This window comes from Pedobacter sp. AC379, assembly GCF_979258145.1.
This window is the reverse complement of the sequence record NZ_OZ409839.1, coordinates 4,379,165-4,394,602: the sequence shown is the minus strand read 5'-3', so window position 1 is coordinate 4,394,602 and position 15,438 is coordinate 4,379,165. Positions and strand designations below refer to the sequence as shown.

Below are 15,438 nucleotides of genomic sequence, written 5' to 3'. Positions count from 1 at the left end.
AGCACAAAAATAACCTATTCGAAATTTATTTGGATACAGATTATGCCTTGTTTTATCCACAATTGCAATTGAAATTAAGATCCATATCCTGCTGAACCTTTAAAAACCGTTGATATTTTAATGTAAATATGGTTATGTTTGAAGGCATTCGACAAATGGAACTTATTGTACTGTTTGTTCTGGTGGAGATTGGATATTGAACTAACAATCAGTATAAGATGATTAAAGAGTTTTTAAAGTATGAATAATGGATTTGCTGATAACAAGCAGGTTAAAGTGGTTTCTACTTTTACTGAGCTTGTGGAAACAGACTTTTATGAAAACGTAAATGCAATTTGCTGGTTTAGAAACCTGGCAGGTGATTTTTGCGAAATTATGTCTAAACTCGAACTGAAAGAGAACCTGACAGAAGTATCAATGGAAGCACTTAATGCGCTTGAACTCTCTAAAGAAGGCAGTATAGCAAGAGCATTTATTTTAAATGACTATCAATTATTGGCCGGTTTCGGTGCTTCGCCTTCGCTCAATCTGCTTAAAAGTTATGAGCGTGATGATGAATTTGATTTTATATCAACTAATGTATATTCTTTCCATGTAGACCGTTCGCCAATCGGGACAGATACTTTTTTATGTACCTACCATGGTGCCCCGAGTGAGATTTTAGCTAATGATGAGGCTGAGCAAAAAATTATGATTCCAGAAATCAGGCAAAAGCTTAAAGCATTACATAGTGGTACGGACGCAGAATTTGAAAACTTTTTAAAGGAGCATTACTTCGATCTGCATTATGAGGTTAAAGCCGGTGCTATGCCCATAAATTTGGGATTAGGCCATCTGTGGAGATTAGCGGTAGATCATCCTGAAAAAATGGTTTTACCATGCGTTCACCGTGCGCCCACTGAATATGATGGGTTGCTTAGATTGCTTTTAATCTGTTAAAGTAACTGCTTATATTATTTTAAAAATGGGCTTTGCTTGATGATATAGGCAGGAAATGCTCCAACATTATAAAACTAATAAAGATTAACGGCTTGAAAATGAGTTTGTATTTGTTTTTCTATTAAAAATTGCAAAAAACATTTTCATAAATTCAATTCAATTTTGTAACATTGCACTCGCAAAAAAGGAATTCCTTTTTTCCGGGCCTATAGCTCAGCTGGTTAGAGTAGAAGACTCATAATCTTTTGGTCCCTGGTTCGAGCCCAGGTGGGCCCACTTACAAAAAGTCGCTCTTCAGGATAGCCTGAAGGGCTTTTTTGTGCCTTTAAAGGCCGATTTTAGGCTAATCCGTATTGCCTTGTCTCATTTTGGAGGATTAGGTTCAACAGCTTTTTTTGATTAATTTAGTTTAGAAAACTTAGGAAAAACTTAGGAATTTTGATGCAAATTCATCCAAAACTTAGGAAAAACTTAGGAAAAAATAGTTTGATTAAATTAATGTTTTAATTATGGCAACAATCTCTGCAACCGTAATCAAGAAAGATCAAAAGGCTGACGGAACATGGAATGTGAAAATTAGGGTATGGCACAATAAAAAACCAGCCTACATCTTTAGCGGAACTTAAAATTAGATCCCAAAACATTAAGACCAGATTATCTGAAATTTATCTCATAGATTTATACCGGACGCAAAAAGATGCCTTGCAGGCTAAATCGTTAATATGGAGATAGAAAAGTATCAATCCGGCCAGGATTTTATTGGCTTTGTGAACAATCTCGGTGCATTGGAAGAAGATGTAGCCGCAATGCTTTCCCGGCAATTAGAAACCCTTTATTGTAAAAAAGGAGAAGCTATATTAGTTCAGGGAGCCACCTGTAGGTACCTATATTATATCAACAGCGGACTGGTTAAAACGGGCTTTGAAAGTAGTGACCGTACTTTTATTATGCGTTTCTTTGCCGAAGGGGAGATGTTTACCGTTCTGGATAGTTACCTCTCGCAGAAACCATCTACCTACGAAGTTGTGGCTTTGGAAGATACGGTGATTACGCGTATCTTACGAACAGAAATGGATAAGCTTTGCACGCGTTTTCACGCGATGGAAACTTTTTTTAGAAAACTGGTTTCCATGGCTTCTGTTAACATGATGTCGAGGATTGGTGAAATATTGGAAGAGCAGGCTTCTGCGCGTTACGAAAACTTTTTAAAGGAGAACCCGGAACTCCTACAACGGATCAGTCTCGGCGACCTGGCCAGTTATCTCGGTATTACTCAGGTTTCTTTAAGCAGGATCAGGGCTGGACTATAGTTTTTTATCTTTTGATAAATTTTCGATGACATAGATAGGCTAATTTTGATATACTAATTTAAATGTTATGAAAACAAAATTCTCTATCCCGCAAAAGCTGAGCCTCGTCATTGCACTTGTATTTACCCTTGTTGTACCGGTAATGGGTTATTTAGCTATCGGATTGCCTCCCGTTATTATCGTGGGTGGATCTGCATTAATCGGCCTGATTTGCTGGTATATCACTTATCTTAAAAAACCGGTAGACCCAAAAATTATTTTACCGCTTTTTCTACTTACTGTTGCAGGTCTTCAGATCCATATTATAGAAGAATACCTTACGGGTTTTGCTCCTGCAATGAGCAGGCTCTTTGGCATTCCATGGAGTGAAAAAAGTTTCCTGATGGTATTTGCTCTGGTTGGCCCTACAATTTACACGCTTACGGCACTCGGTCTTTATTACAAAGTTCCCATTGCTGGTTTTGTTGCCTGGTTTATTTTTATAGGCCCAGGGGTAGCGGAGTTTTCACATTTTATCTTTCCGCTCATCAAGCCACAACTGGACGCAACAACATTGGATCCGCTTACTGCTCCTATCCATGGAAATCTAATTGTCAATATGAGTAATTATTACCTTGGCGCTACAGGAAATTACTATTTTCCAGGTATGTGGACAGCAATATTGCCTATGATACCTGGGATTTATGCCATTTATCGTTTGTTTAAACTAAACAGATTAGAAAAGGCGACGGCCTAGTGTTATATTATTAAACATATTTTCGTGGTAGTCATTCTCCGGGTGATATCGTGAAAATTCCGTTTCCATCAGATGCGATCCAGAGCATGTTCTGACTGTCTAGACTAATGTGATTAATTTTCTTTTGTGCAAGCATAACGGGCAACATCAATTGCCTGGTTAGTGAATATTGATGCAGCCCCATGTCTGTCGCTATCCAAATATTGCCCAAGTGATCTGCCACAATTGTACTGGCTTCAGTTATCAGCGTATTGCTTACTTCCAGCCTGTTTTTTTTGCTGTTGTATTTACATAGGCCAACATTTTTAACCATCGTCCATAATTCATTTTGGTTGTTTAAGGTGATGGCTGATGCAGCGTAATTAAAACTAATTAAATTGTTATGCTTATAGAGTGGAATCTGTTCTGCTTTATTCGAAACAAAATTATAGGTCAATAATCCTTCTACTTCTGATGCGATGAACACATGGTGTAAAGCATCTTCTTTTATGGCGTTTATATTCCCTTTTAACTGGCGAATGCCCTTGCCGGGAACACTTTTGAAATTAATATTAGAAAATTGGTTAATGGAATAGTTAAATCGACTAATCCCATTGCGTGTTCCAATCCATATTTGGTTAAGGTGATCTTGTGTTATACAGTTAATGCGGTTATTTATCAATGAATTAGGATTCGAAAGATTATTTCGATATACAATAAAATGATATCCATCATATCGGGTTAAACCATCATAAGTACCAATCCACATTAATCCACGATTATCCTGGTAAATAGTCGTTACATCATTATTGGGTATGCCACTATTAACATCAATAAACTTAACGGCAGGAATTTGCGCATGAAGAAATAAATTTGGAATAACTATAAAGAAAAGTACAGCACTTAGGATGATATGCAGTTTCCGAAACATATTAGCGCGTAATTAAGCGTTATTAATAATAGAGTTAGGTATTAACGTTCTATATGGTTTGTTTAATAGAATTAAAAGGAAGGCAATAAATAGCATCATGTAATTTTTAGTCATTATAAAAAGCCATGATGAAATTACAATATATTGTTTATTTAAGCTAAACATTTTAATTAAAAGTTTAGTTATGTTAAACATTTTAGCGTTCTGATTCTTTGACAAATAATATTATTCCATAAATTAATTTTGGCCATCATTAAAATGTTAGGCATTATTTTTATAAAATCTAATTGTCAATCATTATTTTAGTTTAGAAATTACACGAAATAAAATAAGCAATTATGAGAGCAATTAATCCCTGGATCAACTTCAATGGCAATGCCGAAGAAGCATTTACTTTTTATAAATTAGTTTTTGGCGGGGAGTTTACCAAAGTCATCCGTTTTAAAGACTTATCAGGTCCTGATTTTCAGGTAGCGGAAGAAGAAGCAAATAAAATAATGTACATCGGCTTGCCGCTTGGTAAAAATAATGTATTGATTGCGAACGATGTTCCCGGGTTTATGGGGCCGGTAAATGAAAATGAAAACCGTTCTAAAATATACGTGAGTGCCGAAAGTACGGAAGAAGCAGATAAAATATTTAATGGATTATCAGTTGGTGGGGAAGTGGAAGGGCCGATTGGCGATAGTCCATGGGGTACTTATGCGGGGATGTTTAGAGATAAATTTGGTATTGAATGGATTGTAGAGTTTGATCCGGAGGGGGTATAGTTTTGTCGTTTTCCCTACTATGCTGGTCATTCTCGCGCATGCGGGAATCTTACTACAATTGCCAGGTTATAAGACTAATTTTTTGACTCTTGCATTTTAAATGCTAGGGATTAAGTTTATACCATTTTTGAAAGTTACTAAGCAACCTTTATGCGTAACAGGCATTGCCTCGAATTTTAAATTCAGTGGCTATTAATCTTTTTCTGCTAATCACAGTCAAATTTGCTTTACCATAATTTTATAATGATGCAGGATCAGAATAATACTTTGATAACCTCAGCTAAAAAGGCAAGTGGAATGAGCGACGATAAATTTCCGAAAGGTATATTACTTTTTATTCTTGTGCTCAGTGTGATGCTTATGGCCTTACTTTTATGGAAACATTAACAATTTCTGCATTTTGTTTTGATTAGCGAATTTACGGAATTATATTATTGCTGATGCTTTAACAATTCCACCTCTTTAAAGGCTTCAAAAATCTACATCCTAATAATTTAAAAACTAACTCCCAATTGCAAACCTGTAGAAAGTGATGCCGCCTGATCGTTACCAAACCGGACAGGAAAAGGTAGGGCTGCGTATAAATTTACATTCTTTCCTTTTTTTATTACCTGGTTAAAAACCGGAGTAAAGCCATAACGGCCATTGGTTTCGAATGCCACACGGCCAATAAATGTAAATCCATGTTTAAAGCGAAACATTGCACCCGGGTGAAACAAAACCGAACTTACTTTAGAAATATTATGCTCCGTACGGATATTGGGTGCTATCTCAAAGCTAACGCCAAATTTGTCGCTCTTTAAAATGTTTATTCCAAATGGGAATGCGAGTGTGTATACATTCGAAAAGTTATCGTGAAATCCATTTTTGTCTAATGATCCGATCGGGTGGAGCAAGCTGAAATAACCGGTTACTTTAGGGTAAATTGAAGTTTGAGCCGTCTGTTGTGCCTTAATTGATAAATTTAGTGTAATGGTGAAAAGCAAGATTAATGTATTGCTGATTATAAATGATCGTGAGAAAATGTGGTGCATATATGATGATTTAAATGAATTTGATTAATAAGCCTAATATTGCCGCAACACCAATAATATAGGGTTCTTGCAATTTCTTGATGTAAATAAGGGCAACTATTGCTGCTATGGCGATCAATGCAGTTGGAATATCCTTTATCGAGCGTGCAGCAATTACAACAACCGAACCCACCAGCGCACCAATTACCGCTGCGGTAATGCCTTCTACAAATGCTTTAATGCTGATATTTTTTGCAATCCTTTTAAAGGAAGGTGCTAATGCTATGGTAAATAGATAGCAGGGTAGAAATGTTGCAAGGGCTGCCACACATGCTCCAGGGAAGCCAGCAACAAGATATCCGATAAAGCCAACAGTGATTACAACCGGGCCAGGAGTAATCATGGCAACAGCAACAGCATCTACAAACTGAGTTTCTGTTAGCCAACCAAATTCCTTTACAACTCCACTGTGTAAAAAGGGCACAATAGCCAGGCCACTACCAAATACGAAAGCTCCTGCCTTGGCGAAAAACCAACCAATTTCTTGTAAAGTTTTGCTGTCGTAATGCCAAAAACTTGTACTTAACAGGATTCCAGAAGAAAGCGTTGAAGGCCTTTTGATCCATTTTGGCGGGGCTTTAACAACCATGTATATGATGCCGCAACCTATAAATAATAAAATTTCTTCTTTTTCGGTAATCACTGTGATTACCATCCCTAGGATGTAAAATACCCATAAAAGCCATTTGGATTTTATGGCGTTAACTTCGAATTTGCTGATGGATTTAACGGTTAGTTTATAGGCACTCATGCTGATGATGCCAATTACTGCTGCACCAACGCCATAAAATACAGCTTGCATCCATGCCAGGCCCCCATATAACTGATAGGCCATGCCCAGTAAAACAACCATTATAAATGAGGGCAGTACAAAAGCCAATCCTGTTAAAGTGGCCCCCAATAAGCCATAATGTACAAAGCCAATATAAATACCCAGCTGAGCAGCGAGTGGCCCCGGTGCCAGTTGCGCTAATGCCAATCCTTCTTTGTATTCGTCTTCTGTTAGCCAGCCTTTTTGCGCCACCAAATCGCGCTGCATATAACCTACAAGTGCAACCGGACCGCCAAATCCCCAGGTACCCAGTTTCAGGAAATAGGTCGTAATTTCGGCTAGCGAATACAGTGGTTTGGTTTTAGCTGTTTCTTCTCTCATCAAGCAAATTGTATTTCGTTACAATATTGCTTATTCGCAAAACCTTAAAATTGTATGGATTTAACTATTTGTATCCATTTTACTTTTTTGGTGCTTTTTTCTGTAAACGGACGGATTTTCTCCTGTCTGTTTTTTAAAAATCCGGTTAAAGTGGCTTTGGTCTGAAAATCCTGTTAGGTAAGCAACCTCTGTTAATGAGTAAGATGTAGTTTCTATCAACAGCATGGCCTTTTCAATGCGCATTTTTCGGATATAGTCTCCAAAAGATAGGTTATCGAAGTATTTTGAAAATTCTCTTGATAAATAGGCAGGATTAATTTCCAGTTCATTTGATGCCTGTTGTAAGCTTAAGGTCATGTTGGTGTCCATCTGGTCTTGAATCATGTTTCTGAGTTCGTTGGCCCATGCAGGAGCTTTTTTTCCTTTGTTTTCCCTTAGGTATTTGGTATATATTTCCAGCAACATCTGTTCAACTGGTCCGGCTTGTGTGTGTTTTTTGTGGTAGAGGTGTTTAGCCCAGCTATACAAACCATCGTAAATCTGCATACCCAAAGTAAGCAAGTCGTGGTCGTTTGTACTGTGGTAGGCCAAGCCTGAAAATACAGCTTCGAGTCCTGCTGATTGTGGCGCAAAATCATGCCGATCGGTATCTGCACCACGAACAATTGCTGCAATGCGATCAAGCGCCACATCTTTTAACTGGTGCTTTTTAATAAAATAATCAAATGTACACTGATCATTGTAATGTGTGTATTCTACACCCGGCATATCGAAAGGTGTGGCCCCGAGTTCTTCTGCTTTAATCATCACCTGATCTGCCGGTACATAAATTATTTCTGCCTCCCGATCGATAAAACGCCTGATGAGCCAGGGACAGGCAATCCGGTCAATTTTCGGATGTTCGCGGGTAATCCATTTCATATTTACATTTGTGGGGTAAGCAAAGTTAATGATCCAAGTTGAATTTATGGATAGGGCAGGTGCGTGAATTTACTCATCGCATTCGAAATGGGAATCTTGAAATTCCTCGTTGTAAAGGAGGACTATATAGGCTATTTAGGGGAAATTTATGGTCGGTGAGACACCAACCATTAGGTGGTTTATCTGATCGCATTAGAAATGCGAATCTCGACAATCCTCGTTACAAACGAGGACTATGTAGCCATTAGGTAGTTTATCTGATCGCATTAGAAATGCGAATCTCGACAATCCTTGTTACAAACGAGGACTATGTAGGCATTGGGTGGTTTATCTGATCGCATTAGAAATGCGAATCTCGACAATCCTCGTTACAAACGAGCACAATATAGGCTATATAGTATTTATACGTATGTTGGAGAACTAATCGAAATTACATCATTTCACTTTCAAAATATAGCCTAATCCATAAACATTTTCGATGCTTACCTGCTCCGAGGCCTTAAAAAGTCTGCGTAACCTCGAAATAAACACTTCCAGGCTTTTGCCGTTAAAATAATCATCATTTCCCCACAGGGCCAATAATATATCTTTCTTTTTAACCACCTGGTTAATATTACCCGCCAAACGGTCTAATACTTCCGATTCTCTTACCGTTAATGATACCTCCCTGCCATCTGGCATCATCACAAAAAGCTGGTCTTTTTGATATCTGATATCGCCTACATTAATAAAACCCGGTTTAGCGGGAGCCGGTGGTTTTACATTACACGAAAATTTATTAATGATATTCCCAATCCGTAAAACCAATTCTTCAATTTCGAATGGCTTCGATATATAATCTATCGCACCAATTTTTAATCCCCTTATCCTGTCTTGCTTTTCATTGTGTGCAGTAAGAAAGAAAAAGGGCTGGCTTGGGTTCATCTTTACCATATCTGTGGCCAGGTCAAAACCATTCATATCCGGTAGCTGTACATCAACAATCACCAGTTTATTATCAAGTTGGTTTGCACTATAATAATCCAATGCCGCTGTAGCAGTTTTAAACCAAAGTACACTAAAGCCCCTTAACTTCAGGTACTCGGAAATTACGTTGCCCAGGTCTATTTCATCTTCAATTATTACAATATCATACAGCATAATTTGTTGGATTATTGATTTGCATTATTTGTGGCTTGTTCAGCAGGGATATGCACCAAAAATTCAGTTCCTTTTCCTGGTGTTGATCGTATGCTGATTTGCCAGCCATGAATATCAAGGCATTGTTTAACATAGTATAAGCCAAGCCCAAGGCCCGAAACCGTATTATCTTTGCCTGCACGGTAAAATTTATCGAATATTTTTTCTTTGGTTGCCTCTTCAATTCCTTTCCCGTTATCTTTAATATGAAGGGTGTAACCATCTTTATTGGTGGTAATAAAAAGCACAGTCATTTTTACCTCACTTTGGTTGTGTTTAAAAGCGTTATCCAAAATATTTTGCAGCATGGTTGTAAACACAAAAGGATCCATCATAATCAGTATTTCCGAACCATGAGGATCAAAGGTAAGGCTATCTGGCGATTGCACTTTTATTTTATAATCGTTTACCAGTGTAAGTACAGCATAATTAAGGTCTGTTTCTTCGAGGTGGATGTTGTTGTTAATTTCCGAAATCTCCAGCATTTGGTTAATGTGCGAATGGAGCCTCCGGGCCTGCCTTTCTACAATATTTACAAGTGTGTTAACGCGGGTACGGTCATTCAGTACCTCATCTTCGTGCAAACTTTTACTGGCCACCAAAATGGTGGTTATGGGCGTATTAAATTCGTGCTTTATGCTATTCAGGAAATCAGATTTAACATCGGTCTCTTTTTTCTGCCGCATCCAGCTGATGTAGGTATAATAATTTATGCCCACTATAATGATAATGCACAAGGCAACGAGTGAAAATGTAGGCAACATTTGATAGGCCACTTTTAAGGTACGGCCCGGAGGATCAACAAAAAGATTAAAGGTAATTCTGTAATCGTAAACCAGTTTGCCGCTAACCGAAAGATTGGTTACCCTGTTCTGGATATTTGGATCCGTTAATGTGCCGTCGATAATTACCCCATATGGCGTTTTTTCCCTGGCTTTAAAATCAGTTTGGCTATTGTTATCGAATATGGTAATGTTACCAATTTTATTGTCGAAGTTTATTTCGATTTGCTGAAAAGTGAGGAGGTATTGCAAGTTGCTATCCAAGCCGTTCCGTTTAACAATCGATTGGAAAACACTGTCCATAGTGCTTTGCTGCCGAAGATCTTTTAACAGTGTATTGCTTACCCGTTGCGATAGTTTAACAAATTCTTTTCGGTTATTTAGGTAGGCTTGTTTGAGCGCAGGCATATTTTTGGCGAGGATGGAGTCGATAATCTTTCCACCGCCGGTATACACCTTATCTTCTGATATACTGCGTCCGTATTCATCGTTAATCAGCGTTTTTTCCTTTAAACTATAATCCCTGTCTCTAAGTACATAAGAATTATAGGTTAATCTGAGCTGTACCAGCAGCAATATCAGAAAGCTGACCAAAACTACCGACTTATATATACGATCTTTCATTTTATCCATTAAAAATAGACGTATTATTTCATAAATACCATAACGTTAAGCTTTTGTTAGGTTTCTGTTACGGTTTCGTTCGACAAATTTCTTTGATGTGGGATGTAGCTTTGAATAATGAAAGTTGGGTGGTGTGCATCAACCACATTTTAATTAGGCGATTGAAATTGATAACCAGCTGTACACCAGTACATCTTTCTAAACAACTAACACAAATACAAGAACCAAAAAACAGAGAAATGACCTTTAAAAGGATTTTATCATTATTACTTATCGTTTCGGGTACGACAGCTATTTACCCGGCAATGGCCCAGCAAAAATCAGCCAATAAACCATTACCCGAGCTTCAGCAAGATTTTGTAGACCTTGGTTTGGGCATGTTTATCCATTATGGAATGCCAACTTTTATGGATCAGGATTGGTCGGACCCTGATGCAGATCTTTCCCTGTTTCAATCACCAAAACTCGACGCTGACCAATGGGCAAAAGCGGCAAAATCTGCAAACATGACTTATGGTTGCTTAACCACTAAACACCACAGCGGTTTCCCGATCTGGAATACCAAAACAACTGCATATAATGTAATGAATACGCCGCTTAAGCGCGATGTGGTAAAAGAATATACGGAGGCTTTCCGTAAAAATGGATTGAAGGTAATGTTATACTATTCTATATTGGATACCCATCATGGCATCCGTCCCAACCAGATAACTCCTGCAAACGTTAAAATGATCAAAGATCAGCTTACCGAACTGCTTACCAATTATGGCGAAATTACAGCACTGATTATTGATGGATGGGATGCACCATGGTCGCGTATTTCTTATGACCAGGTACCTTTTGAAGACATTTATTACCTAATTAAATCATTGCAGCCAAACTGTTTGGTGATGGATTTGAATGCAGCAAAATATCCTACACAGGCATTGTTTTATACCGATATCAAATCGTATGAACAAGGTGCAGGCCAGTTTATTTCTAAAGAGAACAACAAACTTCCGGCACTTGCCTGTTTACCGCTTCAGGCCAATTGGTTCTGGAAAACATCTTTCCCTACTACACCTGTAAAAAGTGTACCCGAGCTGGTAAACAAATTCATCATTCCTTACAACGGTGCCTATTGCAATTTTATTCTTAACGTAGCTCCTGGCAAAAACGGGCTGATTGATGATAATGCTTTGGCGGCACTTAAAGAAATGGGGCAGATTTATAAAAAACCTACCGATCTTCCGCGCATACCGGCTTATGCTGCGCCAATTATTTCGAGCAACATTGCCAAACATGTAAAAAGTAATAGCAGCTGGAGCGATGATATGAACATTATGGATTTTGCCAATGATGACGATTTCGGTTCGAGCTGGTCTTCAAATCCAACTGTAAAATCTCCCTGGTATGAGTTAAATTTCGAAAAAGCAGTTCCTTGCAATATGGTGGTTTTAACCGCCGGTAATAACCGTAAAGCCACCTACACTTTGCAGTATTATGCAAATGGTAAATGGAATGCTTTAGCTGCTAAAAACGAAGGAGAAAAAAAGGTATGTATTTTTAGGTTTGAGCGCATTTGGTGCGAAAAAATAAAGGTAAGCATTACCAATTTCGACAGCCCGCCTGCTATTGCCGAAGTAGGTGTATTTAACGAAAGAAAATAAGATATAGGTTAGCCGGTTCAGTTTTGGCCCGGCTAATTTATTAACTGCCCTTGTTTGCCAGGTACAGGTGGGAATTAACTACTCCAAAACATATCTACAAGCATTTTTTGAAACAATCCTAACATAAACCAACCAAACTTTATGAACCAAAATTTTACTGCTAGGGTAAGGCATTTGCCTTATCTGGGGAATCTCTGGGTACTGTTTTCAGTATTTAGTGTCTGTTTACTGCTCTTGGGCAGCCCCATACATGCGCAACAGGGCGCAACAATCAAAATTACCGGAACTGTTAAAGATTCACTCGGTTTGGGTATTCCAGGGGTGAGCCTTCAGGTTAAAAGCCAGGGAGGTGCCGGAACAATTACCGATGCCAATGGTAAATTTGCACTCAACGTTACAGCCAAATCTACAGTTGTAGTATCATCGGTAGGTTTTAAGCAGATTACTTTTATTGCAGATGCCCAAAATTTAAAAGTAGATCTCGTTCTTCAATCTGATGATAACAACCTTACGGATGTGGTGGTTACAGCCTTTGGCAAAAAGGAGCGTAGAGAAGCCATGGTAGGATCTGTAACCAGCATTACACCTTCTAAACTTAAAATCCCTTCCAGTAACCTCACCAATGCCATGGCCGGGCAAATTGCCGGGGTAGTGGCTTACCAACGCAGCGGCCAGCCAGGGCTTGATAATTCAACCTTTTTTATCCGTGGCGTTACCACATTCGGTTACAAACAAGATCCCTTGATTTTGGTAGATAACGTAGAACTTACCCCAACCGATCTGGCGAGGTTACAGGTTGATGATATTGCCAGTTTCTCCATCTTAAAAGATGCCAGTGCCACGGCTTTATATGGCGCAAGGGGGGCTAACGGCGTAATATTGGTAACCACAAAAGAAGGTGTAGAAGGCAATGCAAAAGTAAACGTACGTTTCGAAAACTCGATTTCGCAGGCTACGCAAAACCTAAAAATTGTCGATCCCATCACTTTTATGAAAATGTATAACGAGGCCATTACCACAAGGAACCCCTTAGGTGTACCCAGGTTTAGCCAAAACGATATTTACAACCGTGAGCAAACTTTAAGTGGTGCACCGGGAAGCAACAGATATGTATATCCTGCTGTAAACTGGATTGATGAACTTTTTAAACAAAGTACCAACAACCAAAGGCTTAACGGTAGCGTAAGCGGCGGCGGCAAAATTGCCAGGTACTACATTGGTACTTCTTACAACCGCGATAACGGGATATTAAAAGTTAGTCCGGTAAATAATTTTAACAATAATGTAAAGCTAGAAAACTATCAGCTCCGTTCTAACGTCAACATCAATGTTACACCTACTACTGAGGTGGTTTTAAGGCTTTCGGGTACTTTTGATGAGTACAACGGCCCTATAACCGACGACGGCTCTTTCTCTGCCGATCTGTATAAAAAAGCACTTCATACCAGTCCGGTATTGTTTCCTGCATTTTTTCCTGCAGATCCATCATTGGGTATTGATACACACATTCTTTTCGGCAACAGTTCAACTGAGGGTACCGGAAACACAGTTGGTTTTTCCAATCCATATGCAGATATGATGAAAGGCTATAAATCTTTCTCCAGGTCAAGAATGTCGGCACAATTAGAACTTAATCAGGATCTTAACTTCCTTACAAAAGGTTTATCCTTTAAAGGAATGTTTAATACCAACAGGTATTCTTACTTTGATTTAACGAGGCAATATTCGCCGTTTTTTTATAATATAGCTTCTTATGATCGGGTGAGCAATCAATATACGCTTAACTGGATCAATAACCAGCCGGGGCAGGCTTCAGAGTACTTGAGTTTTGATCCCGGTTTTAAGGATATCAATACTTTTGTGTACATGCAGGGCGTATTGGATTATTCGCGACAGATAGGCAGCAAACACAACATTAGCAGCACATTAATTGCAACCAGGCAGCAGCGTCTTTATGCCAATGCCATCGATCCTGCAACCAATTTATCCAGTTTGCAGTATTCACTTCCTTACCGGAATGTTGGTTTATCGGGCAGGTTAGGTTACGCTTATGATAACCGCTACTTTGCCGAATTTAATTTTGGCTACAACGGATCGGAACGCTTTGCAGATAAAAACAGGTTTGGTTTCTTCCCAACAATTGGCGGTTCATGGGTAATCTCGAATGAGAAATTTTGGGATGGCGGTTTAAAAGGAGCGGTTAATAAACTTAAATTACGCGCGAGTTATGGTTTGGTAGGTAACGATGCCATTGGTGCACAACGTTTCTTCTACCTGTCTAATGTAAACCTTAACGGGGGCAATCCTGCCTTTTTTGGTCAAAACAATGGGGTAAGCAGGCCAGGTGTAAGCATTACCAATTACGCAAATGACGCGGTAACCTGGGAAACTTCTAGGCAAACGAATATCGGACTTGAGATTAGCCTGTTTAAAAGTTTAAACATTATTGCCGAAGTATACAAACAACACCGTTACAATATTTTAATGCAACGTGCATCTATCCCTACCAGTATGGGGTTAGAATCGGGTGTGAGTGCAAACCTTGGCACTGCTGATTCGCGCGGAATTGATTTTTCTGCTGATTATAGTAAAACCTTCAGAGGAGGCTTTTGGATGTCGGGCAGAACAAACTTTACCTTTTCGCAAAATAAATACGGTCAATACGAGCAACCTGCATATAAAGAACCATGGAGAATACTTTCGGGCCAGAAAATCGGTGTAAGGTGGGGTTACATTGCCGAGCGTTTATTTGTTGATGACCAGGAGGCGGCTGCTTCGCCAACACAGCTTTTTGGAGCAGGTGCTTCTGCGCCAAAGGGAGGTGATATTAAATATACCGACGTAAATAATGATGGCAAGATAACCGAAGCCGATCAGGTTTTTTTAGGGTTGCCGGCTACACCCGAAATTGTGTATGGTGCAGGCCTTTCAATGGGATTTAAAAAGATCGATCTTTCCTTGTTCTTTCAAGGCGTAGGCCGTACAAGTTTTTTTATTGATCCATCTCAGGTTAGTCCCTTTCTCGAAAACAGACAGGTATTGCAACAATTTGCCGATAGCCATTGGACAGAGGAAAATCAGAATCTTTATGCCAAGTATCCCCGTTTGGGAACCACTTCTTCCGAGATCAGCAACAACCTGCAAACCAGTTCGTGGTGGATGCGTGATGGTGCATTTATCAGGTTAAAATCAATAGAGATAGGTTATACCTTGCCAGAAAAGTTGGCCAAAAAAGCATTCTTATCCAATTGCCGGATTTATTTTAATGCCTTAAATCCATTTACCTGGAGCAGGTTTAAAGATTGGGATCCGGAGTTGGCTTCAAACGGCTTTAGCTACCCGATCCAGAAAGTGTACAATATTGGAATCAACGTAAACTTATAAGCGCACCT

Annotated in this window: 12 protein-coding genes and 1 tRNA gene; 7 read left to right on the top strand and 6 right to left on the bottom strand. The window is 39.0% G+C overall.

Annotated elements, in window-relative coordinates; translation table 11 throughout:
* Positions 1 to 240: 240 nt before the first annotated feature.
* The 4 genes from ACZZZW_RS19215 to ACZZZW_RS19200 all read left to right on the top strand — a co-directional run bounded on the left by ACZZZW_RS19215 (position 241) and on the right by ACZZZW_RS19200 (position 2,985).
* Positions 241 to 939 carry a DUF1826 domain-containing protein gene (locus ACZZZW_RS19215; protein ID WP_463495889.1) on the top strand — a complete coding sequence of 233 codons (699 nt, stop codon included), beginning with the start codon at positions 241 to 243 and terminating at the stop codon, positions 937 to 939.
* A 202-nt stretch (positions 940 to 1,141) separates the two neighbouring features.
* Positions 1,142 to 1,215, top strand: a tRNA-Ile gene (locus tag ACZZZW_RS19210).
* Positions 1,216 to 1,661: 446 nt separating this feature from the next.
* Positions 1,662 to 2,249, top strand: a complete 588-nt coding sequence (locus ACZZZW_RS19205) for a Crp/Fnr family transcriptional regulator (RefSeq protein WP_055907129.1) — start codon at positions 1,662 to 1,664, stop codon at positions 2,247 to 2,249.
* Positions 2,250 to 2,316: 67 nt separating this feature from the next.
* Positions 2,317 to 2,985, top strand: a complete 669-nt coding sequence (locus tag ACZZZW_RS19200; protein WP_463495886.1) for a hypothetical protein — start codon at positions 2,317 to 2,319, stop codon at positions 2,983 to 2,985.
* A gap of 31 nt (positions 2,986 to 3,016) precedes the next feature.
* Here ACZZZW_RS19200 and ACZZZW_RS19195 read toward each other — a convergent pair whose 3' ends face one another.
* Complete coding sequence (locus ACZZZW_RS19195; protein ID WP_463495884.1) at positions 3,017 to 3,895, bottom strand: ligand-binding sensor domain-containing protein; 879 nt, start codon at positions 3,893 to 3,895, stop codon at positions 3,017 to 3,019.
* Between the two features lie 338 nt (positions 3,896 to 4,233).
* On the opposite strand from ACZZZW_RS19195, the gene ACZZZW_RS19190 reads away from it, so the two are divergent.
* Complete coding sequence (locus tag ACZZZW_RS19190; protein ID WP_463495882.1) at positions 4,234 to 4,665, top strand: VOC family protein; 432 nt, start codon at positions 4,234 to 4,236, stop codon at positions 4,663 to 4,665.
* Positions 4,666 to 5,159: 494 nt separating this feature from the next.
* On the opposite strand, the gene ACZZZW_RS19185 is transcribed toward ACZZZW_RS19190, so the two are convergent.
* From ACZZZW_RS19185 to ACZZZW_RS19165, 5 genes are all read right to left on the bottom strand, one after another.
* Entirely contained in the window at positions 5,160 to 5,699 is a 540-nt protein-coding gene (locus ACZZZW_RS19185; protein WP_463495880.1) for a hypothetical protein, read from the bottom strand.
* A 10-nt stretch (positions 5,700 to 5,709) separates the two neighbouring features.
* A complete protein-coding gene (locus tag ACZZZW_RS19180) occupies positions 5,710 to 6,891 on the bottom strand; it encodes a chromate transporter (protein ID WP_463495878.1) in 1,182 nt (393 codons plus the stop codon).
* Positions 6,892 to 6,951: 60 nt separating this feature from the next.
* Positions 6,952 to 7,812, bottom strand: coding sequence for a chromate resistance protein ChrB domain-containing protein (locus ACZZZW_RS19175; RefSeq protein ID WP_463495876.1), 861 nt, complete (start codon positions 7,810 to 7,812; stop codon positions 6,952 to 6,954).
* A gap of 435 nt (positions 7,813 to 8,247) precedes the next feature.
* Positions 8,248 to 8,952 (bottom strand): response regulator transcription factor, encoded by a 705-nt coding sequence (locus ACZZZW_RS19170; protein WP_463495874.1) that lies wholly within the window; start codon positions 8,950 to 8,952, stop codon positions 8,248 to 8,250.
* A gap of 11 nt (positions 8,953 to 8,963) precedes the next feature.
* The gene (locus ACZZZW_RS19165; RefSeq protein ID WP_463495872.1) at positions 8,964 to 10,397 is read right to left on the bottom strand and encodes a sensor histidine kinase; all 1,434 of its coding nucleotides are present in this window, start codon (positions 10,395 to 10,397) and stop codon (positions 8,964 to 8,966) included.
* Positions 10,398 to 10,636: 239 nt separating this feature from the next.
* On the opposite strand from ACZZZW_RS19165, the gene ACZZZW_RS19160 reads away from it, so the two are divergent.
* Both ACZZZW_RS19160 and ACZZZW_RS19155 read left to right on the top strand, forming a co-directional pair.
* Positions 10,637 to 12,046 (top strand): alpha-L-fucosidase, encoded by a 1,410-nt coding sequence (locus tag ACZZZW_RS19160; protein ID WP_463495870.1) that lies wholly within the window; start codon positions 10,637 to 10,639, stop codon positions 12,044 to 12,046.
* Between the two features lie 141 nt (positions 12,047 to 12,187).
* The gene (locus ACZZZW_RS19155) at positions 12,188 to 15,430 is read left to right on the top strand and encodes a SusC/RagA family TonB-linked outer membrane protein (RefSeq protein WP_463495868.1); all 3,243 of its coding nucleotides are present in this window, start codon (positions 12,188 to 12,190) and stop codon (positions 15,428 to 15,430) included.
* Positions 15,431 to 15,438: the final 8 nt, after the last annotated feature.